This is a genomic window from Bacillus salipaludis, assembly GCF_030938565.1.
Taxonomy (GTDB): domain Bacteria; phylum Bacillota; class Bacilli; order Bacillales; family Cytobacillaceae; genus Neobacillus; species Neobacillus salipaludis_A.
Window position 1 is genome coordinate 2,312,694 of the sequence record NZ_JAVGVR010000001.1, and the last position, 23,178, is coordinate 2,335,871.

A 23,178-nucleotide genomic window follows, 5' to 3' on the forward strand; every position below is an offset into this window, starting at 1 on the left:
AAATTAGATGAAGTTTCCTGTCGAATAAAGACGAATCAACTTGGTTGATATGATATAATTATTTTTTGAATAGGCTGTGTTAAAGGACAATGTTGATTTTGAACAGCGTTGATTGGAGCGGAAGGCACGAAGACTCCTGTGGGAGTACGGGACAGGGGAGACCCCGCTGGAGCGAAGCGACGAGGAGGCTCCCCGAACCGCCCACGGAAAGCGAAGTGCCTGGAGCGGAAATCAACAACCAGGTTTAACAGAGCCTTTGAATAAAAGACAATAGAGATTAAAGATAGATGGGAGAGAGAATGATGAGCGAAAATGCCTTAGGCAGTAAAGAGCGATTCTTACTCTTGCTCCAGCAGCTGCAAATGCAAGAAGATGCTGTGGTAGCACAATTTCCAAATGCACAAATTGAAAAACTAATCGTCGAAAAAAAAGCCCGTAAGTGGCATTTTCAATTTCTATTAGAAAAAATCCTTCCCTACAATGTATATATCCGCTTTACGACCCAATTGGAAAGAACATTTTCAAATATTGCCCGTATTTCGTATGAGATAAATGTTACCGAGCAAACCTTTTCACCGGATTTATTATTAGAGTACTGGAACCATTGTATCCAGCAGATTGATGGCATTGCTCCGCCTTTATTAAAGCTATTAAATGAACAAATCCCGACGATTAACGGGAATAAAGTATCGCTTTCAGTACGAAATGAAACCGAGGGTCTTGCACTTTCACGAAAATATGGAGGTGTGATCAGCAAGATTTATCAATCCTTTGGCTTTCCAGTTCTAACAATTGAAACGAATGTCCAAAGTCTAGAAAAGAACGATGAATATGAAAAATTTTTACAAGCTAAACAAAAAGAAGACCAGGAACGCGGGCTTCAAGCACTCGTAGAGCTACAGAGGAAGGAAGCGGAAAAAGAGCAATCGAACGGTGATATTCCGCAAGGTCCGCTTACAATTGGTCTTACAATTAAGGATGATCAAGATTACCGCACGATGATTGATATTGTTGATGAGGAAAGAAGAGTAACTGTTCAAGGGTACATTTTTGATGCTGAAACGAGAGAACTTAGAAGCGGACGTACCCTGCTAACCTTTAAAGTTACAGATTATACAAGTTCAATCATGGTTAAAATGTTCTCGAGAGATAAAGAGGATGCAGCCCTATTTCAACATGTTAAAAAAGGAATGTGGGTAAAGGTTAGAGGAAGTATCCAGAATGACACATTCGTCCGTGATCTTGTGATGATTGGAAATGATATAAATGAAATAAAACCAGCAGGCCGGAAAGACACTGCTCCAGAAGATGAGAAGCGTGTAGAACTCCATCTTCATACTCCGATGAGTCAAATGGATGCCGTTACACCTGTAAGCACCCTTATTGCTCAGGCGAAAAAATGGGGCCACAAAGCAATTGCTGTTACCGATCATGCAGTTGCTCAATCTTTTCCGGAGGCATTCGGTGCAGGTAAAAAGAATGACATTAAAATTTTATATGGAATTGAGGCCAATCTAATTGATGACGGCGTCCCGATTGCTTATAATGACGCACATCGGCTTTTGGCTGAAGATACCTACGTAGTTTTTGACGTAGAAACCACGGGGCTTTCAGCTGTATATGATACGATCATCGAGCTTGCTGCTGTAAAAATACATGATGGGGAAATTATTGACCGCTTTGAGTCATTTGCAAATCCACATCATCGTTTATCAGCAACAACGATTAATTTGACCGGTATTACGGATGATATGGTCGAAAATGCACCAGAGGTAGCGGAAGTCATCCGCAATTTCCATGACTGGGTTGGAGATGCTGTCCTTGTCGCTCATAATGCATCCTTTGATATGGGCTTCCTGAATGTCGGCTACAAAAATATTAGTCTAGAAAAAGCGAAAAATCCGGTAATCGATACGCTGGAACTCGGTCGTTTTCTATATCCTGAACTAAAAAATCACCGCCTAAATACGCTGGCGAAAAAGTTTGATATTGAATTAACCCAGCACCACCGTGCTATTTACGATGCGGAAGCAACAGGCTATTTATTGCTAAAAATGCTTAAGGATTCACTTGAAAAGGGTATTGAATATCATGATCAGTTCAATGACAACATGGGGAAAGGAAATGCCTATCAAAGAGCACGTCCATATCACTGCACCCTACTAGCACAAACTGAAGTAGGTTTAAAAAATTTATTTAAATTAGTTTCTATTGCACATATTGAGTACTATTACAGGGTGCCTCGTATACCTCGCTCCGTTCTTCAAAAATATCGCGAAGGAATCCTTGTTGGTTCCGCCTGTAATAAAGGGGAAGTATTTGAAGGGATGATGCAAAAATCCCCTGAAGAGGTAGAAGCCTTTGCTCAGTTTTATGATTATCTTGAAGTAATGCCAAAACCTGTGTATGCGCCAATGATCGAAATGGAATTAATCCGAGATGAGAAGGCGCTTGAAGAAATTATTGGGAACATTGTTAAGCTTGGAGATAAGTTGGGTATCCCCGTTGTTGCAACGGGAAATGTTCATTATTTAAACGAAAACGATAAAATTTATCGAAAAATATTAATTAACTCTCAAGGTGGTGCAAATCCACTTAACCGTCACCAGCTTCCAGATGTTCATTTCCGCTCGACGAATGAAATGCTTGATGAGTTTTCATTTTTAGGTGCGGAAAAGGCTAAGGAAATTGTTGTAACGAATACCAATAAAATTGCCGATATGATTGATGTTATTAAACCAATTAAAGATGATTTATACACGCCAAAAATTGAAGGCGCAGATGACGAAATGAGAGAAATGAGTTATGCCATGGCTCGTAAAATTTATGGTGATTCGCTTCCGGAAATAGTGGAAGCCCGTTTGGAAAAAGAATTAAAAAGTATCATTGGCCATGGGTTTGCCGTAATTTATTTGATTTCGCATAAACTCGTTAAAAAATCGCTTGATGATGGATACCTTGTTGGTTCACGTGGATCGGTCGGTTCCTCATTTGTTGCAACTATGACGGAGATTACCGAGGTAAACCCACTTCCGCCACATTATATTTGTCCAACCTGTAAACATTCCGAGTTCTTTAATGATGGTTCGGTTGGTTCCGGATTTGATTTACCTGATAAAGATTGCCCTGAGTGCGGAGGGAAATACCGAAAAGATGGACATGATATTCCGTTTGAAACCTTCCTTGGCTTTAAAGGGGATAAGGTTCCGGATATTGACTTGAACTTTTCCGGTGAGTATCAGCCGCGCGCACATAACTATACAAAGGTGCTTTTCGGTGAGGAATATGTCTATCGTGCTGGAACAATCGGAACAGTTGCCGATAAAACGGCTTTTGGCTATGTTAAGGCATATCAACAGGATAATAATCTCCAAATTCGGGGAGCAGAGGTTGAAAGACTGGCTTCCGGATGTACAGGAGTAAAACGGACCACGGGTCAGCACCCGGGTGGGATTATTGTTATTCCAGATTATATGGATGTATATGATTTTACACCGATCCAGTTTCCAGCAGATGATAAAACTTCAGAGTGGCGGACCACTCATTTTGATTTCCATTCGATACATGATAATGTACTAAAGCTTGATATACTCGGACACGACGATCCAACCGTAATCAGGATGCTGCAGGACCTTAGCGGAATTGACCCAAAAACGATTCCGACTGATGATCCGGAAGTGATGAAGATTTTTAGTGGAACCGAATCACTCGGGGTAACCGAACAGCAAATCATGTGTAAAACCGGAACATTGGGTATCCCGGAATTTGGAACAAGATTCGTTCGGCAAATGCTTGAAGATACAAAACCGACAACCTTTTCTGAACTTGTTCAAATTTCCGGTCTATCCCACGGGACAGATGTATGGTTAGGAAATGCCCAAGAACTAATTCATAATCGAACTTGTACGCTTAGTGAAGTTATCGGCTGTCGTGATGATATAATGGTCTATTTAATTTACCAAGGACTTGATCCGTCTTTTGCTTTTAAAATTATGGAATCCGTTCGTAAAGGGAAAGGCTTAAGTGAAGAAATGGAAGCAGAAATGCGCAAAAATGAAGTTCCGGAATGGTACATTGATTCCTGCAAAAAAATCAAATATATGTTCCCGAAAGCCCATGCTGCTGCATATGTATTAATGGCCGTAAGGATTGCCTTTTTTAAAGTACATCTGCCGCTTCTTTATTACGCAGCCTACTTCACTGTCCGTGCTGAGGATTTCGATGTGGAAGCAATGGCCCGCGGTTCAGAAGCTATTCGGGCAAGAATTGAGGAAATCAATGCAAAGGGACTTGAGGCGTCAAATAAAGAGAAAAACCTTTTGACTGTTCTTGAATTAGCTTTAGAAATGACGGAAAGAGGATTTTCATTTAAGAAAATTGATTTATACAAATCTTCCGCCTCAGAGTTTATTATAGAGGGAGATTCATTAATTCCACCGTTTAATTCTATCCCTGGTCTAGGAACAAACGTTGCTTGGAGTATTGTAAAGGCAAGGGAAGAAGGCGAATTTTTATCGAAAGAAGACCTGCAGCAGCGTGGAAAAGTATCCAAGACCATTCTTGAATATTTGGACAAACAAGGCTGCCTTGGATCCCTGCCAGAACAAAACCAGCTGTCGCTTTTCTAGATGTCTACCTCCAGCGCCTAGCCCCTATGGTCTACAGCCGATCCGTCAAAAGGTAAAGAGTAACCTTCTCGCCGGCTCGTCTTATGCTATGCCTGAGGCTGATCACTAAGGAAAGCTTCAAAGAATAATCATCGCAGGAACAAGCTGTGCTTGTTCCGAATGCGCTTCCGCTTTTCTTGTTTGCATATATATAGTGACTATGGTATAGTTTTATTGGAAATACTAAGAAATACTCTCGAATCAAGGAGTGGGGCAACCCACTCTTTCTTGTTTGTAAATAGGGTAAATTGATAAAACTTTCCGTGAACTACATATAATATGGGTGAAAAAAGTCGGTAAAAGGAGGTTAAGCATGAGCAAAGTAACTGAAGTAGTAGAAAAGCTAGCAGAACCAATCCTTGAAGAACTTGGTTTGGAGTTAGTCGAGATTGAGTATGTAAAAGAAGGAAAAAGCTGGTTTCTCCGCATATATATTGATAAAGATCTCGGAGTCGATATTGAAGACTGCGGAGTAGTGAGTGAACGTCTTAGTGAAAAACTCGATGAATTGGATCCGATTCCCCATAATTATTTCCTTGAAGTATCTTCACCCGGTGCTGAACGTCCTTTGAAAAAAAGTAAGGACTTTGAAAAAGCAATTGGAAAAAATGTATTCATAAAAACATATGAACCTATTGATGGTGAAAAAAGCTTTGAGGGTCTATTACAAGCGTTTGATGGGCAGACCGTCATCATAGAGGTAAAAATAAAAACTCGCAAAAAAAACATTGAAATTCCTTATGAAAAGATTGCAAATGCACGACTGGCTGTTTCTTTTTCATAATTGAGAAATTTAAATAATGGTTAGGGGGATACAAGAAAATGAGCAGCGAACTATTAGATGCTCTTACCATACTGGAAAGAGAAAAAGGAATTTCCAGAGATGTTTTAATCGAAGCGATTGAAGCGGCACTTATCTCAGCATATCGCCGTAATTTTAATCAGGCACAAAATGTGAGAATTGATTTGAATTTACAATCAGGATCAATGAGGGTTTTTGCTAGAAAAGAGGTAGTGGATCAAGTATTTGACCCGCGTCTTGAAATTTCAATTGAAGATGCACGAAGAATTAATCCAAATTACCAAGTAGAAGATGTAGTTGAAATGGAAGTAACACCTAAAGATTTTGGGAGAATTGCAGCTCAAACAGCAAAGCAAGTGGTGACACAGCGTGTTAGAGAAGCTGAAAGAGGTATTATTTATTCTGAATTTATTGATCGTGAAGAAGATATCATGACAGGTATCGTTCAAAGACTGGATTCTAAGTTTATCTATGTAAGCCTTGGCAAAATTGAAGCATTGCTTCCGGTTAACGAACAAATGCCAAATGAACGCTATAAACCACATGATCGTATCAAGGTATTTATTACAAAGGTAGAAAAAACAACAAAAGGACCGCAAATCTTTGTATCTCGTACACATCCGGGATTGCTCAAACGCTTGTTTGAAATCGAAGTACCTGAGATCTACGATGGAACGGTTGAAATTAAATCCGTTGCCCGCGAGGCAGGAGATCGTTCCAAAATTTCCGTTCATTCCGATAATGCTGAGGTTGATCCGGTGGGTTCTTGTGTCGGACCAAAAGGAACACGTGTTCAAGCAGTTGTGAATGAGTTAAAAGGTGAAAAAATTGATATCGTAAAATGGTCAGATGATCCTGTTGTCTTTGTTGCTAATTCCTTAAGTCCTTCTAAAGTTTTGGATGTTATGGTAAATGAAGCGGATAAAGCAACAACAGTAGTTGTCCCAGATTATCAACTTTCCCTTGCAATTGGTAAACGCGGTCAAAACGCAAGACTGGCAGCGAAGTTAACGGGATGGAAAATTGATATTAAATCAGAAACCGAAGCACGTGATATAGGAATTTATCCACGTGAAGAAACAATCAGACTTTTTGATGATCAAGTCGAAGACGATCATTTCGAATTCGAAGATGAATTAGATTAATTGGTGGAGGTGAATGATCGTGAACACGCGTAAAAAAGTTCCAATGCGTAAATGTGTGGCAACTGGTGAAATGAAGCCCAAAAAAGAACTCGTTCGCATCGTTCGCTCACAGGAAGGAGATGTCTCCATCGACCTGACCGGGAAAAAATCAGGCAGGGGTGCATATCTTTCAAAGGACAAGGAAGCTGTCCTTCAAGCCAAGAAGAAAAACATCTTATCTAACCACCTACAGGTTTCTATAGAAGAATCATTGTATGAAGAACTACTAGAGCTGATAGAGAAGGAGAACAGACTATCCAAATGAACCAGCAACAATGGATGTCATTGCTTGGCTTAGCCAATCGAGCACGTAAGATCACATCGGGTGAGGAGCTTACCGTCAAACAGATTCAGAGTGGAGGCGCAAAGCTCATTTTATTATCAGCAGATGCATCTGGAAATACAACCAAAAAAATTTCAGACAAGTGTAAATCGTATGAAGTTCCATTGAAAATAGTGGAAAATCGTCATCTTCTTGGCCATGCAATTGGTAAAGAAGCCCGCGTAGTTGTAGCTGTTTTGGATGATGGATTTGCTAAAAAACTGGTAACGTTGCTCGATTAATTTTAGCGGGGGTGAAAAAATGAGTAAAATACGTGTTTATGAATATGCAAAGAAACATAATGTTTCAAGTAAAGATGTAATTACAAAATTAAAAGAAATGAATATAGAGGTTTCTAACCATATGGCAACAATTGAAGATGCAGATATAGTAAAACTTGACGTAACCTTTAACAAAAACACAAGCAATACACAACAGAAACAAACAAAACCGCAACAGCAGAATCGTTCAAATCAAAGACCACAACAGCAGGGAGAGAAGCCACAGGTGCAGAGTAAAACAAGTCCAAAGGCTTTTGATGATGATGACTCAAAAAACGCTGCTCCTAGTAAGGTAAAAGTTGTCTCTCCTCCAAAAACGGCTGAAGGTAAAAAGCAAAACCAAGAATTCCAATCAAAGGAAAACAAAGTTTTCAATTCAGGAAAAGGTAATAAAAAACCTTTTAATAATAATCAAAATCGCAATAATAATAACAATCGTAAAAAGAACCATACACCTGTTCAACAAGCACAGCCACAAAAGAAGAAAGAAAAAGAGCTACCGGCTAAAATTACCTTTAGCGAATCTTTGACTGTTGGAGAGCTAGCTAAAAAAATATACCGTGAGCCTTCTGAAATCATCAAGAAGCTCTTTTTACTTGGTGTTATGGCGACAATCAACCAAGTATTAGATAAAGATGCGATTGAATTGATTGCAAGTGAATATGGAGTTGAGGTTGAAGAGGAAATCAAAATCGATACAACCGATTTAGAGGTCTATTTTACAGAGGATCCAACGGAAGAACTTGTAGAAAGACCAGCGGTTGTTACGATTATGGGGCACGTTGACCATGGGAAAACAACTTTACTTGACTCTATTCGGAATACAAAAGTAACCGAAGGAGAAGCGGGTGGAATCACCCAACATATTGGTGCTTATCAAGTAGTTGAAAACGGGAAGAAAATCACCTTCCTAGATACACCGGGACATGCTGCCTTCACGACGATGCGTGCTCGCGGGGCAAAAATTACCGATATTACCATCCTTGTTGTTGCTGCAGATGACGGTGTAATGCCGCAAACGGTTGAGGCCATTAACCATGCAAAGGCTGCTGAGGTTCCAATTATTGTAGCTGTTAATAAAATGGATAAGGAAGCCGCAAATGCCGATCGTGTTATGCAGGAATTAACAGAGCATGGATTGGTTTCAGAAGCATGGGGTGGGGATACTATCTTTGTACCACTTTCTGCAAAAACAGGGGATGGAATCGATAATTTATTAGAAATGATTCTCCTTGTCAGTGAAGTAGAGGAATATAAAGCGAATCCTAACCGAAAGGCTTTAGGTACAGTTATCGAGGCACAATTGGATAAAGGCCGCGGATCTGTTGCAACCTTACTGATTCAAAACGGTTCATTAAAAATCGGGGATCCGATTGTTGTAGGAAACACTTTTGGTCGTGTTCGGGCAATGGTAAATGATAAAGGACGCCGTGTCAAAGAGGCAGGCCCATCGACTCCTGTTGAAATTACTGGGCTTAACGATGTTCCACAAGCTGGAGATCGCTTTGTTGTTTTTGACGACGAAAAAACGGCACGTCAGGTTGGGGAAGCTCGTGCACAACAGGCACTTGCCGCACATCGTGGCGAAAAGTCCCGTGTTAGCTTAGAAAACTTATTTGAACAATTAAAACAGGGTGAAATGAAGGACTTGAATGTCATTATTAAAGCAGACGTTCAGGGATCAGCTGAAGCTGTTGCCGCCTCGCTCATGAAAATCGATGTAGAAGGCGTTAATATCAAAATCATACACAGTGGTGCTGGAGCGATTAACGAGTCTGATATTACGCTCGCTGCTGCTTCTAACGCGATTGTGATTGGTTTCAATGTTCGTCCAGATGCAAATGCTAAGCGTGCTGCTGAAGCGGAGGATGTTGATGTACGTCTACATCGCATTATTTATAAAGTAATTGAAGAAATTGAAGCGGCCATGAAGGGAATGCTTGATCCAGAATTTGAAGAAAAGATTATTGGTCAAGCTGAGGTCCGCCAAACCTTCAAGGTTTCCAAAGTGGGAACGATTGCTGGTTCATATGTAACGGATGGAAAAATCACCCGCGACAGCGGCATTCGCTTAATTCGAAACGGCGTAGTCATCTTTGAAGGGCAAATTGATGCCTTAAAACGCTTTAAAGATGATGCAAAAGAAGTTGCACAAGGGTATGAATGCGGAATTACCATTAAAAACTTTAATGATGTTAAAGAGGGAGATATCATTGAAGCCTATGTAATGGAAGAAGTAGAACGGAAATGATCATCGGCTCGGCCGTATGTGAATGCATCATCTACGATGCCCATTCATTAAAGGATAAACGTTCCGTTCTGCAACGAATCCTAACTCGGTTAAGGCAAAAATTTAATGTTTCTGTTTCAGAGGTAGATTTCCAGGATGTATGGCAAAGAACAAAAATTGCCATTGTTGTGGTTACCCAGGCAAAAGTTTCAACCGAACAGGAACTACAGAATGCCTTACGATTGATTGATTCGTTCCCAGAGATAGAGAGAGCGATCACCGAGATTGAATGGCTTTAGATTAAGAGGTGAATGTGATGAGCCACAGAGCAAATCGTGTGGGAGAACAAATGAAGAAAGAACTGAGTGACATCATCGGACGTAAAATTAAAGATCCACGGATTGGTTTTGTGACGGTTACAGATGTCCAGGTTACTGGAGATCTCCAACAAGCAAAGGTATATATATCCGTATTAGGCGATGACGAACAAAAGGAGAATACATTAAAGGGTCTGGCTAAAGCGAAAGGATTTATTCGTACAGAAATCGGCCACCGTATTCGACTGCGCAAAACACCAGAAATCATCTTTGAATTCGATGAATCCATTGATTACGGAAATCGAATTGAAAACCTTCTTCATCAATTACACCATGAAGATAAACCACTTCAAAAGAATGATGAAGAGTAGATATCGATGGATAGACATTTGTCTATCCATTTTTTGATAGGGAGTGAATTTGTTGGAAGGTATTTTACCATTATTTAAACCAGCCGGAATGACGTCACATGATTGTGTATTTAAATTAAGGAAGATATTAAAGACAAAAAAAGTTGGACATACAGGTACACTTGATCCAGATGTAACCGGAGTCCTTCCAATTTGTATTGGAAAGGCCACGAAGGTAGCAGAATATATCACAGATGCCGGCAAAGCGTACGAGGGAGAAGTAACAATTGGGTATTCTACGACAACAGAGGATGCATCTGGTGAAGTAGTTGAAGAGAAAAAAGTTAACCGTTCTATTCCAAGAGAAGAAATACTCCAAGTCCTACAATCCCTGTCTGGTGAAATTGAGCAGACCCCGCCAATGTTTTCAGCGGTTAAGGTCGATGGTGTCCGCCTTTATGAATATGCGAGAAAAGGGATTGAAGTAGAACGGCCAACCCGGAAGGTTTTCATCAAATCCATTGAACTTCTTGATGATAGGGAAGTATTCTCGGGAGACACGATATCCTTTCGATTTCGAGTCAGTTGCAGCAAAGGAACCTATATCCGAACCCTGGCAGTAACAATAGGTGAAAAACTTGGCTATCCAGCCCATATGTCAAAATTAACAAGAATTCAATCAGCAACCTATACGTTAGAAGATTGTTTAACCTTTGATGAAATAGGAAACTTAATGGAAACAGGAAGGATCAAAGAAATATTAAGGCCTCTAGAATCAGCACTTTCCCATTTGCCGAAATACGTAATTAATGATACAGTAGCAGAGAAAGTAAAGAATGGTGCGATTTTACCGATTCCAGAACATTTAAAAAATAGTAACGGACCTATAGTCACTGAAACTGGGGAAGGACAGGCACTCGCTATCTATGCAGAGCATCCAGGCAAGCCCGGACTTATGAAACCAGTTAAAGTGTTAAGAAATGATCACGATTAATCAAGGTACGGTATAGAAAGAGTGAGTTTCAATTGGAAGTAAAGAAGCTTAATTTTCCTAATTTTACAGACATTAGTGATTTACCGCCATTATCAATGGCTCTCGGATATTTCGACGGAGTTCACCTTGGCCATCAACAAGTAATTTTAGAAGCAATGAGACAGGCGAAAGAGCTTGGTTTGAAGAGCGCTGTCATGACTTTTGATCCACATCCATCCGTGGTGCTGGGGAAATCTGAGCAGCATGTCCGTTATATTACACCATTATCAGAAAAAATTTACATCTTCGAAAAGATGGGTATTGATTATGTATTTATTATTCATTTTACTACGGAATTTGCCAACCTTCTTCCGCAAGAATTTATCGACCAATATGTAATAAACCTAAATGTTAAACATGTCGTGGCGGGTTTTGACTTCACATACGGAAGAATGGGAAAAGGGACAATGGAAACCATCCCTTTCCATTCAAGAGAACAATTCACCTTTTCAGTCATTCCAAAGCTAACCAAAAAGGAAGAAAAGGTGAGCTCGACCCGGATAAGGAATTTATTAAAAGAAGGGAGAACAGCTGAGCTTCCCGATTTATTAGGAAGAAACTATACAACTGCGGGAACCGTTATTCATGGTGATAAACGCGGAAGGACAATTGGATTTCCTACCGCGAACGTGGATGTTGGGGAGGAATATCTATTACCTCCGCTTGGTGTTTATTCGGTGAGAATGAAGGTAGATGGAAAGTGGTACAACGGGGTATGTAATCTCGGGATAAAACCTACTTTCAATAATGAAGCGAAAAAGCCCTCAGTTGAGGTTCATTTATTCGAATTTAATCAAATGATTTATGGTAAAGAGGTAAAGGTTGAATGGCATCAATTTATTCGCAAAGAACAAAAGTTTTCGGGTATTGAAGAATTGGTAGCGCAAATTGAAAGAGATAAACAAACTGCGCTGAATTATTTTAAAAAATTCGACAAAGTCTCCGAAGATTGTAGTGAATCAACCACTTTCTTACATTAAAATCAAGGTTTCACTTGCATTTTAGACTGAAACATTGTATTCTTATTAACGTATTAAAAAACCTTTGCTTGGCAAGTCGAGTCACCGACGCTTGCTCAGTAACAGGGGATTCATATTTTAGGAGGTGAATTAGGATGGCAATCACTCAAGAGCGTAAAAATGAAATTATCGCTGAGTATAAAACTCATGAAAACGATACTGGATCTGCAGAGGTTCAAATCGCTGTCCTTACTGAATCAATCAACAATTTGAATGAGCACTTACGTACTCACAAAAAAGATCACCACTCACGTCGTGGTTTGTTGAAAATGGTTGGTAAGCGTCGTAATCTTTTATCATACCTACGTAACAAAGATGTTCAACGTTACCGTGTGCTAATCAATAAGCTTGGTCTTCGTCGATAATCAACAGAAGCGGGATTTTTCCCGCTTTTTTGTTAGCTTTTTAAAAGAAAATTGGAAACGTCTTAACCAGTCCCGATAAGCTCTAGAATTGTACAAAAATAAAGAATCCTCTATACATATTTAAAATCGCGGAATTATGTGCATACTATTCTTATATTTGAAATTTCTAACATAAGCTTTTTACGGCTTTTTATATATGAAAAATGATGATTAAAGCGAAAATATTTTTCGAATCATCCTCTGAAATGATTTTTGACCTGAGAGGGGTAACAATATGGAACATAAGAAACATGATTATTCCATGGAGTGGGCAGGCCGCAAGCTGACTGTCGAAATTGGACAATTAGCAAAACAAGCAAATGGTGCTGTCCTTGTCCGTTATGGTGATACAGCAGTTTTAAGTACAGCAACTGCTTCAAAGGAACCAAAAAACCTTGACTTTTTTCCGTTAACTGTAAACTACGAGGAACGTTTATACGCAGTCGGTAAGATTCCAGGGGGCTTTATTAAAAGGGAAGGCCGTCCAAGTGAGAAAGCGATTCTAGCGAGCCGCTTAATCGACCGTCCAATCCGTCCATTATTTGCTGACGGATTCCGTAATGATGTACAAGTTATCAGTATTGTAATGAGTGTGGATCAAGACTGTTCTACTGAAATGGCAGCAATGTTCGGTTCGTCATTGGCATTAAGTACATCTGATATTCCATTTGAGGGTCCCATTGCGGGAGTCGTAGTTGGCCGTGTCAATGGAGAATTTGTAATTAATCCTACTGTTGAGCAATCAGAACAGAGCGACATCCACTTAACTGTCGCCGGTACAAAGGATGCCATTAACATGGTTGAAGCGGGTGCAAATGAAGTACCTGAAGAAACAATGCTTGAAGCCATTATGTTTGGACACGACGAAATCAAACGCTTAATTGAATTCCAGGAGAAAATTGCTGCAGAAATTGGCAAAGAAAAAATGCAAATTTCGCTTTACGAAATTAATAAAGAACTTGAAGCAGAAGTCAGAGCAATCTGTGAAGCAGATATGATTAATGCCATTCAAGTTCAAGAAAAACACGCACGTGAAGCTGCGATAACTGAAGTGAAAAAACAAGTTTTAGCTAAATATGAAGAACAGGAAGCAACGGATGAGAATTTAAAACAAGTTAAGCAAATCCTTGACAAAATTGTTAAGGGTGAAGTTCGCCGCTTAATTACTGTGGAAAAGATTCGTCCAGATGGCCGTAAAATTGATGAAATCCGTCCACTATCTTCTCAGGTGGGGCTACTTGCACGTACGCATGGATCTGGTTTATTTACACGTGGTCAGACTCAGGCTTTAAGTATCTGTACACTCGGTGCAATGGGAGATGTTCAAATACTTGATGGTTTAGGTATTGAGGAAGAAAAACGCTTTATGCATCATTATAATTTCCCTTCCTTTAGCGTTGGAGAAACTGGTCCTATTCGCGGCCCGGGTCGTCGCGAAATCGGTCATGGTGCATTAGGAGAACGGGCACTTGAACCAATTGTTCCGAATGAAAAGGATTTCCCATATACCATTCGATTGGTTTCTGAAGTTTTGGAATCCAATGGTTCTACTTCACAGGCAAGTATTTGTGCAAGTACTCTTGCTATGATGGATGCCGGTGTACCGATTAAAGCACCTGTAGCAGGAATTGCAATGGGACTAGTAAAATCCGGAGAACATTACACTGTTTTGACAGATATTCAAGGAATGGAAGACCATCTTGGCGATATGGACTTTAAAGTAGCTGGAACCTCTAAGGGAGTAACTGCTCTTCAAATGGACATCAAGATTGAAGGTCTATCCCGTGAAATCTTAGAAGAGGCACTTCAGCAGGCGAAAAAAGGAAGAATGCAAATTTTAGATTCCATGCTTGCAACAATTAATGAACCAAGAGCTGAGTTATCAAAATTTGCTCCGAAAATTTTAACGATGACAATCAACCCGGATAAAATCCGTGATGTTATTGGACCAAGTGGCAAGCAAATTAATAAAATTATTGAAGAAACTGGTGTTAAAATTGATATTGAGCAAGATGGAACAATCTTTATTGCATCTGCAGATCAGGAAATGAATCAAAAGGCTAAAAAGATTATTGAAGATATTGTACGTGAAGTAGAGGTCGGACAAATGTACCTTGGTAAAGTAAAACGGATTGAAAAATTTGGTGCATTTGTTGAAATTTTTGCCGGAAAAGACGGATTAGTCCATATATCTGAACTTGCAGAAGAGCGGGTTGGAAAAGTAGAAGATGTTGTAAAAATTGGTGATGAAATACTTGTCAAGGTAACAGAAATTGATAAACAAGGCCGCGTAAACCTTTCACGGAAAGCTGTTTTAAAGGAACAGAAAGAAAAGGCTGAAGAGCAGCGATAATGGATAAACCCCGGTCTTGTCAAAGCTGCCAGACAAAAGAAAGTCAGGGGAACCCCCTGACTTTCTTTGTGTAAATAACTGTCCGCTTGTTTTATGTTCTACCTTGTCCCTTTTATTCATAATGTTTATGGAAGGGGGAACGGGAAGATGAAAAAAGTGATTATATTTATGCTGATTTGTTTGGCTGGATGGGTCTCGGTAAATAATCCAATTGTAAATCCGTATGTAGATACCCTGAAGGATTCTGCAATGATGGTTTCAAAGCAACATTCCAATCCTCTTTATGAAAGCATTGTTAAAAATGCTCCTACATATGAGGTCCCACCTTCCAATGCCAAAGTTGACCCAGTTTGGAAGGCGATACCAGGTTATAATGGATTAAAGGTTGATATTTCAGCCTCCTATAAGAAGATGAAAAGTAAAAATCAATTTGATGAGAAGAAATTGGTTTTTACACAAACTTCACCGAAAGTGCACTTAAAGGATTTACCGCCTTCACCTATATATAAAGGCCATCCTGATAAGCCAATGGTTAGCTTTATTATTAATGTAGCATGGGGAAATGAATTTTTATCGGATATGCTTGCAACCTTAAAAAAACATCATGTTACCACAAGCTTTTTTCTGGAGGGCAATTGGGTGAAGAAGAATCCGGATCTGGCCAAAATGATTGTTGACGCTGGTCACGAAGTGGGGAACCATTCCTATTCCCACCCGGATATGAAGAGACTTACTGCCTCCCAAACGAGAGTGGAAATGATAAAAGCGAATGAAGTCATTGAAGCGGCAACTGGGAAAGTATGCAAATGGTTTGCTCCGCCTAGCGGAAGCTATCGTAATGAGACTGTGACGGTGGCAAATCAGTTAAAAATGAAAACGGTTATGTGGACCGTCGACACTGTCGACTGGCAAAAGCCAACTCCAGATGCCCTTATTAATCGTGTAATAAGTAAAGTTGATAACGGCTCGATGATTTTAATGCACCCTACCGAGTCAACTGCTAAATCTCTTGACCGCCTCATTACTTTAATTGAGAAAAAAAATCTAACAATTGGTACTGTTTCAGAGTTAATGAGCGAGGAAAGAATAATGAAATAACATCGGAAGAGTAGCATAAAATATAAGTAATGAGGTTTTGAGCTGTTATAATCAGGAGGAATTCGATGATAAATAGATACACTTGTCAAAATGGAGTAAGAATTGTATTAGAACAAATTCCTACCGTTAGATCTGTAGCCATTGGTGTATGGATTGGTACCGGATCTAGGAATGAGCATCCCGAAATTAATGGGATTTCCCACTTTTTAGAGCATATGTTTTTTAAAGGTACAACCACACGGTCTGCAAAAGATATTGCTGAATCCTTTGACAGTATTGGCGGTCAAGTGAATGCTTTTACCTCAAAAGAATATACTTGTTATTACGCCAAAGTTCTCGATACTCACTCGAAATTTGCTTTAGATGTATTAGCTGACATGTTTTTTAATTCAACTTTCGTAGAAGAAGAATTAAATAAAGAAAGAAATGTTGTCCTAGAGGAAATTAAAATGTATGAAGATACTCCTGATGATATCGTTCATGACTTATTAAGCCGTGCCGTATACGAGGATCATTCGCTTGGTTATCCAATCCTGGGAACGGAAGAGACACTTAATACGTTTACGGGTGAAAAGTTAAAAGAATATATACATGAGCGCTATACTCCGGAAAATGTTGTCATTTCAATTGCCGGTAATGTTTCAGATGCGTTTATTAATGAAGTGGAAAAATACTTTGGCTCGTACACTGGTGGCAACCATGAATCACGTGAAAACACCCCTGTTTTTCATTCTAATCAGATTTCTAGAAAAAAGGAAACAGAGCAGGCCCATTTATGTTTAGGTTTTGAAGGATTAAAGATTGGTCACGAGGACATCTATAGTTTAATTATCGTAAATAACGTCCTTGGCGGCAGTATGAGCAGCAGATTGTTTCAGGAAGTCCGTGAGCAGCGTGGTTTAGCGTATTCTGTTTTCTCTTATCATTCCGCTTATCAAGATAGTGGAATTGTCACAGTATATGGGGGGACAGGGGCTAAGCAGCTCGATTTATTATTTGAAACCATTCAGGAAACATTGGATAAGTTAAAACAAGATGGAATTACCGAAAAAGAGATTACGAATACTAAAGAACAATTAAAAGGAAGCTTGATGCTGAGTTTGGAAAGCACTAATAGCAGAATGAGCCGTAACGGGAAAAACGAATTATTGTTAAAACGTCATCGTTCATTGGATGAAATTATTGAACAAATTGATCAAGTAACCAAGCAAAGCGCAGATGAAATGGCAAGGTCCATTTTCACTGATCAATTTTCCGTTTCCTTAATCAGTCCTGATGGAGAATTTCCAAAGGGCCTAAAATAAAAAGAAACAGTTCGAGGACTCGAACTGTTTTTTTTATAGTCCAGCTCCAGCGCCTAGCCCCTCGAGGTTGCTTCGGCCCTGACGATGAAGTCAAAGAACGACTTCACCGTCAGGGCCTCCAGCACTTGTCGGGGCTCTTCAAGGCGCTTCCGCTTTCTTGTTCTATTCTTGGACTTCCCCTTATAAAATAGAATATAGAAAGTGAAGGGAGTCCGTATTGATGAGACTGAGTGAGTTAAGTGGAAAAGAAATTGTTGACGTGAAAAAAGCGGAGCGACTTGGAGTCCTTGGTCAAACGGATCTTGAAATTAATGAGGGAACGGGCCAAATTCAAGCTCTTCTCATCCCATCCCTCAAATGGTTTGGTTTTCGAAAACAGGGAGAAGAAATTAGAGTTCCTTGGAATCATATTAAAAAGATTGGAACAGACATGATTATCATCGATATTCCTGAAAATGAAGATGAATAAAGAATAGACTAAGGTTCAAAGCCCAAGCAAATGGATATTTGCTTGGGCTTTTTTTATGAACTAATCATGAATAACTCACAGATTGATGTTCTCCTACATAAGATGTTGAAGTGAATAGAAGAAACAGATTTCTGAATTGGATTTTTTTAAAAAGAAGGTGAATGTTTTCATGCTGACAGGGATGCAGATAGCCGTAATCGGTGGTGATGCAAGACAGCTGGAAATTATCCGGAAGTTAACCGAGTTAGATGCCAGATTATCGCTCATTGGCTTCGAACAGCTTGATCATGCCTTTACTGGTGCTGTTAAGGAAAAGTTAGATGAGGTGGATTTTTCTACTATAGACGCCCTTATCTTACCCGTGCCCGGTACAAATTTAGAAGGACAGGTTGAAACAATCTTTTCAAATGAGAAGGTTATTTTGACAGAAGATATGCTTATAAAGACACCTGAACACTGTACGATCTATTCAGGGATAAGTAATGCATTTTTAAATGAAATCACGACTAAATCGAAGAGAAGACTTATCCAACTTTTTTCAAGGGATGATGTAGCTATTTATAATTCGATTCCTACGGTTGAAGGAACGATTATGATGGCCATCCAGCATACGGATTATACGATTCACGGATCAAATGTAATGGTTTTGGGCCTAGGAAGATGTGGTATGAGTACTGCTCGAGCCTTTCATGCCCTTGGGGCGAAGGTAAAGGTCGGTGCACGAAAAAGTGAACATCTTGCAAGAATTACAGAAATGGGCGTAACACCTTTTCATTTAAGTAATCTTGTAAAAGAAGTGTCGGATACCGATATATTAATCAATACGATTCCGCATCCAGTGGTAAGTGCTGCTGTCATTTCTAAGCTGCCTGCCAATACACTCATTATTGATATTGCCTCTAAACCGGGTGGAACTGATTTTAGATATGCGGAAAAACGGGGAATAAAGGCATTGCTCGCACCAAGTTTACCAGGGATTGTAGCTCCTAAGACTGCCGGATTAATTCTCGCGGATGTTCTGACACAATTACTTCAGGATGACCTATTAAATAGAAAGGGGAAAGAATAATGAGTTTAAAAGGAAAAAGAATTGGCTTTGGATTAACAGGGTCACATTGTACGTATGATGCTGTATTCCCTGAAATTGAGAAACTAGTGCAAGCAGGTGCCGAAGTCGTTCCGGTAGTGTCCTATACCGTAAAAAGTACCGACACCCGCTTTGGCAATGGCGAAGATTGGGTCAAAAGAATTGAAGACCTTACCGGTAATAAGGCCATCGACTCCATTGTTAAAGCAGAGCCGCTGGGACCCAAAATGCCTCTTGATTGTATGGTCATCGCACCATTAACAGGGGTTTCCATGAGTAAATTCGCAAACGCTATGAACGACAGTCCTGTTTTAATGGCAGCCAAAGCAACACTAAGGAACCTTAAGCCGATTGTGCTCGGAATTTCTACGAATGATGCATTAGGTTTAAATGGGGTAAATTTAATGAGGCTGATGGCTACCAAACACATTTATTTTATTCCTTACGGACAGGATGATCCGGTTAAGAAACCAAATTCAATGGTAGCAAGAATGACAATGTTAATGGAAACGGTGGAAGCTGCAATTGAAGGAAAACAGATTCAACCCGTACTGGTAGAAAGATTTCGAGATGATGTTTAATTATTCCCTCTTTCGTATGAAAATGGTTATTTCTTTTAAAGGAATATGTTAGAATATATAAATAATTCAAATGCTGGAGATGGTTATTCTCTTCATGCGAATTGTTTTTACTAATTAAATTATTTCCAAAAGAAATAACTGGATAAGAGATTGAAAGGGGTCTTATAGTAATGAGTCAGCAAAGCGGATTTAACGTCGCAGTAGTCGGAGCAACAGGAGCAGTTGGACAGCAGATGATCCAAACCTTAGTAAAGGAAAATTTCCCTTACAAGAAATTACTATTATTATCATCAAGCCGTTCAGCAGGACAAAAAATTGTCGTGAACGGTGAAGAATATACGGTTCAAGAAGCGAAGCCTGAGAGCTTTGAAGGTATTGATATTGCATTATTTTCAGCAGGCGGCAGTGTTTCCAAAGAACTTGCGCCGGAAGCCGTAAAACGCGGGGCAATTGTTGTTGATAATACGAGTGCATTTAGAATGGATGCCGATAAACCATTGGTAGTGCCGGAAGTAAATGAAACAGATTTACACCAACATACAGGGATTATTGCCAATCCAAATTGTTCAACTATCCAAATGGTCGTTGCCTTAGAACCAATTAGACAAAAATTCGGTCTAAAAAAAGTTATTGTTTCAACTTACCAAGCCGTTTCAGGTGCAGGTGCAAAAGCTGTGCAAGAATTAATGGATCAAACGAAATCTATTTTGGCAAATGAACCAGTGGAACCAAAAATTTTACCAGTAGGCAGCGATAAAAACCACTATCAAATCGCTTTTAATGCCATTCCGCAAATTGATAAGTTCCAAGAAAATGGTTTTACTTTCGAAGAAATGAAAATGATCAATGAAACGAAAAAAATCATGCATTTACCTGAATTAGCTGTATCAGCTACATGTGTCCGTCTTCCAGTTGCAGTAGGTCACTCTGAGTCAGTTTATTTTGAAATTGACCAAGAGAATGTCAGTGCTGATGAAATTAAAGCTTTGTTAAAGGATGCACCAGGCGTCATTTTACAAGACGATCCAGAAGACCAGGTTTATCCAATGCCAGCAAATTGTGTTGGAAGTAACGATGTATTTGTTGGAAGAATCAGAAAGGACCTTGATGAAGACCAAGGTTTCCATATGTGGGTCGTCTCTGATAACTTACTAAAAGGCGCTGCCTGGAACTCTGTACAAATTGCACAAAGTTTAGTGAAACTTGGTTTAGTGAAAGAAAAATAGAAAAGCGGAAGCGCCTTGCCCAGGGGCGACAAGCATAAGGCGGGCCGGCGAGAAGGTTGCCTTTTACCTTCTTGACGGATTGACTTATGACCTCGAGCCCCTAGGCGCTGGAGCTAGACAAATAAAGTTTTCATAAAGAGGCAGGTTTTGAATGTCAACATGAAAATTATCGTGCAAAAATTTGGAGGTACATCTGTCAGGGATGAAAAAGGCAGGAAACATGCTAGTGTTCATATTGAAAAGGCGTTAAAAGACGGTTATAAGGTAGTCGTAGTGGTTTCAGCAATGGGAAGAAACGGGGATCCTTATGCAACGGATACCCTTCTTTCCTTAATTGGCGGGAATAACAGTAAAATAAGTAAACGCGAACTAGATTTGCTTATGTCCTGCGGTGAGGTCATTTCGAGTGTTGTTTTTACAAACAAGTTGCTTGAGTCAGGAATCAAAGCTGTCGGATTAACGGGCGCCCAGGCGGGGTTTCGTACAAATAGCGAACATACAAATGCTAAAATCGTAGAAATGAAATGTGACCGGATTTTAAGAGAATTGGAACATGCTGATGTGGTTGTCGTGGCAGGGTTTCAGGGAGCAGCAAAAAATGGGGATATCACAACGATTGGAAGAGGTGGAAGTGATACTTCTGCAGCTGCATTAGGTGCTGCCCTGAATGCGGAATGGATTGATATTTTTACCGATGTAGAAGGAGTTATGACCGCTGATCCCCGGATAGCAGAAAATGCAAGGCCGCTTTCAGTTGTTACTTATACCGAAGTATGTAATATGGCCTATCAGGGGGCAAAGGTGATTCATCCAAGAGCGGTAGAAATTGCGATGCAATCGAAAATTCCCATTCGAATCCGCTCAAATTATTCTGAAAGTCTCGGGACACTCGTAACAACCTTAAATAAAGAAAATCGCGGCAGTGATATTAAGGAACGAATTGTAACCGGAATCGCTCATGTTTCCAATGTAACGCAAATTAAAGTTTTTGCCAAAAAAGATCAATACTACTTGCAAGCCGAGGTTTTTAAGGCAATGGCAAATGAAAATATTAGTGTTGATTTTATCAATATTTCTCCGAACGGTGTTGTTTATACGGTGACGGATGAGATGACGGATAAGGCGATCAAAACTTTACAGGATTTGGGTCATGAACCTGCAATTGAACGCAACTGTGCAAAAGTTTCCGTTGTGGGTGCTGGAATTGCCGGTGTCCCTGGGGTGACTTCCAAAATCGTTACTTCGTTGTCTGATCATGGAATTCGAATTTTGCAGTCAGCTGATAGCCATACCACCATTTGGGTTCTCGTCAAACAAGAAGACCTAGTCAAATCAGTCAATGCACTGCATGATGCATTTCAATTGGAAGAAGAAGCAATTGAAGTATATCGAAATGAAATGTAAGGTGTAAACTGTATGAGGCAAGGAGTCTATATAAAAGACTCATTCTAACCCGGCAACCAAATGGAAGGAGCTTAGAAAATGGTTCATTTTGGTCGAGTATCGACGGCGATGGTGACTCCTTTTGATAAAAAGGGGCATGTTGATTTTTCAAAGACCACTCAATTAGTCAATTATTTGATTGAAAATGGAACTGATTCACTTGTGGTGGCTGGCACAACAGGTGAATCTCCCACATTGACAAAGGAAGAAAAACTTGCTTTATTTGCTCATGTTGTCAAAGTTGCTGCCAAGAGAGTTCCGGTCATAGCCGGAACTGGCAGCAATAATACGTACGCATCCATTGAACTCACCAAAAAAGCAGAAGAACTTGGCGTTGATGCAATAATGGTTGTGGCACCATACTATAATAAACCAAATCAAGAGGGATTATATCAGCATTTTCAAGCAGTAGCTGAAGCAACATCTCTACCAGTGATGGTTTACAATATTCCAGGGAGATCCTCGGTCAATATACTTCCAGAAACAATTATTCGACTTTCCAAAATTCCCAATATAGTTGCAGTAAAAGAAGCTAGCGGTGATTTAAATGCAATGACCCATATCATTGCTAATACAGATGAAAACTTTGTATTATACAGTGGTGATGATGGCTTAACATTGCCAGTTCTGTCGATTGGCGGTGCCGGTATTATTTCGGTTGCGTCACATATAATTGGAAATGAAATGCAAGAAATGATAAAGGCCTATTTTGATGGGGAGAATTCTAAAGCAGCGAATCTCCATCAGCAATTGCTGCCAATCATGCAAGGCCTATTTGCAGCACCAAGTCCTGGTCCGGTCAAAACAGCGTTACAGCTTAATGGGTTAGATGTAGGTTCAGTAAGGCTTCCATTGGTCCCATTAACCGAACAGGAACGCACCAGATTGACGGCGCTCTTAAAAAAGTAATAATTAAAAAAATCCAATCGATTTTCGGTTGGATTTTTTTAGTTTAATGGAGTAGATTGCCTCAAATCGCAGAATATGGTTGTAATGATTTTCGTGTTT

The 23,178-nt window shown here is 39.8% G+C and carries 20 protein-coding genes; all 20 read left to right on the forward strand.

Annotated features, from left to right (window positions below):
- Positions 1–302 precede the first annotated feature (302 nt).
- A complete protein-coding gene (locus tag RCG21_RS11455) occupies positions 303–4,628 on the forward strand; it encodes a PolC-type DNA polymerase III (protein ID WP_133332440.1) in 4,326 nt (1,441 codons plus the stop codon).
- A 352-nt stretch (positions 4,629–4,980) separates the two neighbouring features.
- Positions 4,981–5,451: a ribosome maturation factor RimP gene (gene rimP, locus RCG21_RS11460; protein ID WP_026574884.1), complete on the forward strand. Its 471-nt coding sequence runs from the start codon at positions 4,981–4,983 to the stop codon at positions 5,449–5,451.
- 38 nt (positions 5,452–5,489) lie between these two features.
- The gene (gene nusA, locus RCG21_RS11465; protein ID WP_133332439.1) at positions 5,490–6,614 is read left to right on the forward strand and encodes a transcription termination factor NusA; all 1,125 of its coding nucleotides are present in this window, start codon (positions 5,490–5,492) and stop codon (positions 6,612–6,614) included.
- 19 nt (positions 6,615–6,633) lie between these two features.
- The gene (gene rnpM, locus RCG21_RS11470; protein ID WP_026574886.1) at positions 6,634–6,918 is read left to right on the forward strand and encodes an RNase P modulator RnpM; all 285 of its coding nucleotides are present in this window, start codon (positions 6,634–6,636) and stop codon (positions 6,916–6,918) included.
- The gene (locus RCG21_RS11475; protein WP_026574887.1) at positions 6,915–7,217 is read left to right on the forward strand and encodes a YlxQ family RNA-binding protein; all 303 of its coding nucleotides are present in this window, start codon (positions 6,915–6,917) and stop codon (positions 7,215–7,217) included. Before rnpM ends, RCG21_RS11475 begins: the two co-directional genes overlap by 4 nt.
- A 19-nt stretch (positions 7,218–7,236) precedes the next feature.
- The gene (gene infB, locus RCG21_RS11480) at positions 7,237–9,507 is read left to right on the forward strand and encodes a translation initiation factor IF-2 (RefSeq protein ID WP_133332438.1); all 2,271 of its coding nucleotides are present in this window, start codon (positions 7,237–7,239) and stop codon (positions 9,505–9,507) included.
- Positions 9,504–9,785, forward strand: a complete 282-nt coding sequence (locus tag RCG21_RS11485; RefSeq protein WP_133332437.1) for a DUF503 domain-containing protein — start codon at positions 9,504–9,506, stop codon at positions 9,783–9,785. Before infB ends, RCG21_RS11485 begins: the two co-directional genes overlap by 4 nt.
- Before the next feature lie 17 nt (positions 9,786–9,802).
- Complete coding sequence (rbfA, locus tag RCG21_RS11490) at positions 9,803–10,174, forward strand: 30S ribosome-binding factor RbfA (RefSeq protein ID WP_026574890.1); 372 nt, start codon at positions 9,803–9,805, stop codon at positions 10,172–10,174.
- 52 nt (positions 10,175–10,226) lie between these two features.
- Positions 10,227–11,147 carry a tRNA pseudouridine(55) synthase TruB gene (truB, locus tag RCG21_RS11495; RefSeq protein WP_133332436.1) on the forward strand — a complete coding sequence of 307 codons (921 nt, stop codon included), beginning with the start codon at positions 10,227–10,229 and terminating at the stop codon, positions 11,145–11,147.
- A gap of 32 nt (positions 11,148–11,179) precedes the next feature.
- Positions 11,180–12,166, forward strand: a complete 987-nt coding sequence (gene ribF / locus RCG21_RS11500; RefSeq protein ID WP_133332435.1) for a bifunctional riboflavin kinase/FAD synthetase — start codon at positions 11,180–11,182, stop codon at positions 12,164–12,166.
- Positions 12,167–12,300: 134 nt separating this feature from the next.
- Positions 12,301–12,570, forward strand: a complete 270-nt coding sequence (gene rpsO, locus RCG21_RS11505) for a 30S ribosomal protein S15 (protein WP_026574892.1) — start codon at positions 12,301–12,303, stop codon at positions 12,568–12,570.
- Positions 12,571–12,844: 274 nt separating this feature from the next.
- The gene (pnp, locus tag RCG21_RS11510; RefSeq protein WP_133332434.1) at positions 12,845–14,962 is read left to right on the forward strand and encodes a polyribonucleotide nucleotidyltransferase; all 2,118 of its coding nucleotides are present in this window, start codon (positions 12,845–12,847) and stop codon (positions 14,960–14,962) included.
- A gap of 147 nt (positions 14,963–15,109) precedes the next feature.
- Positions 15,110–16,060 (forward strand): polysaccharide deacetylase family protein, encoded by a 951-nt coding sequence (locus RCG21_RS11515; RefSeq protein WP_133332433.1) that lies wholly within the window; start codon positions 15,110–15,112, stop codon positions 16,058–16,060.
- A 65-nt stretch (positions 16,061–16,125) separates the two neighbouring features.
- The gene (locus RCG21_RS11520; RefSeq protein ID WP_133332432.1) at positions 16,126–17,364 is read left to right on the forward strand and encodes a M16 family metallopeptidase; all 1,239 of its coding nucleotides are present in this window, start codon (positions 16,126–16,128) and stop codon (positions 17,362–17,364) included.
- Positions 17,365–17,584: 220 nt separating this feature from the next.
- A complete protein-coding gene (locus RCG21_RS11525) occupies positions 17,585–17,833 on the forward strand; it encodes a YlmC/YmxH family sporulation protein (RefSeq protein WP_026574896.1) in 249 nt (82 codons plus the stop codon).
- 169 nt (positions 17,834–18,002) lie between these two features.
- Positions 18,003–18,902, forward strand: coding sequence for a dipicolinic acid synthetase subunit A (gene dpaA / locus RCG21_RS11530; RefSeq protein ID WP_133332431.1), 900 nt, complete (start codon positions 18,003–18,005; stop codon positions 18,900–18,902).
- Entirely contained in the window at positions 18,899–19,501 is a 603-nt protein-coding gene (locus RCG21_RS11535) for a dipicolinate synthase subunit B (RefSeq protein ID WP_208025310.1), read from the forward strand. The genes dpaA and RCG21_RS11535 overlap by 4 nt, the downstream gene beginning before the upstream one ends.
- Positions 19,502–19,671: 170 nt before the next feature.
- Entirely contained in the window at positions 19,672–20,727 is a 1,056-nt protein-coding gene (gene asd, locus RCG21_RS11540) for an aspartate-semialdehyde dehydrogenase (RefSeq protein WP_133332429.1), read from the forward strand.
- A gap of 159 nt (positions 20,728–20,886) precedes the next feature.
- Positions 20,887–22,131, forward strand: a complete 1,245-nt coding sequence (gene dapG, locus RCG21_RS11545) for an aspartate kinase (protein WP_133332765.1) — start codon at positions 20,887–20,889, stop codon at positions 22,129–22,131.
- 78 nt (positions 22,132–22,209) lie between these two features.
- On the forward strand, positions 22,210–23,079 hold the full coding sequence (gene dapA, locus RCG21_RS11550; protein WP_133332428.1) for a 4-hydroxy-tetrahydrodipicolinate synthase: 870 nt from the start codon (positions 22,210–22,212) through the stop codon (positions 23,077–23,079).
- Positions 23,080–23,178 lie beyond the last annotated feature (99 nt).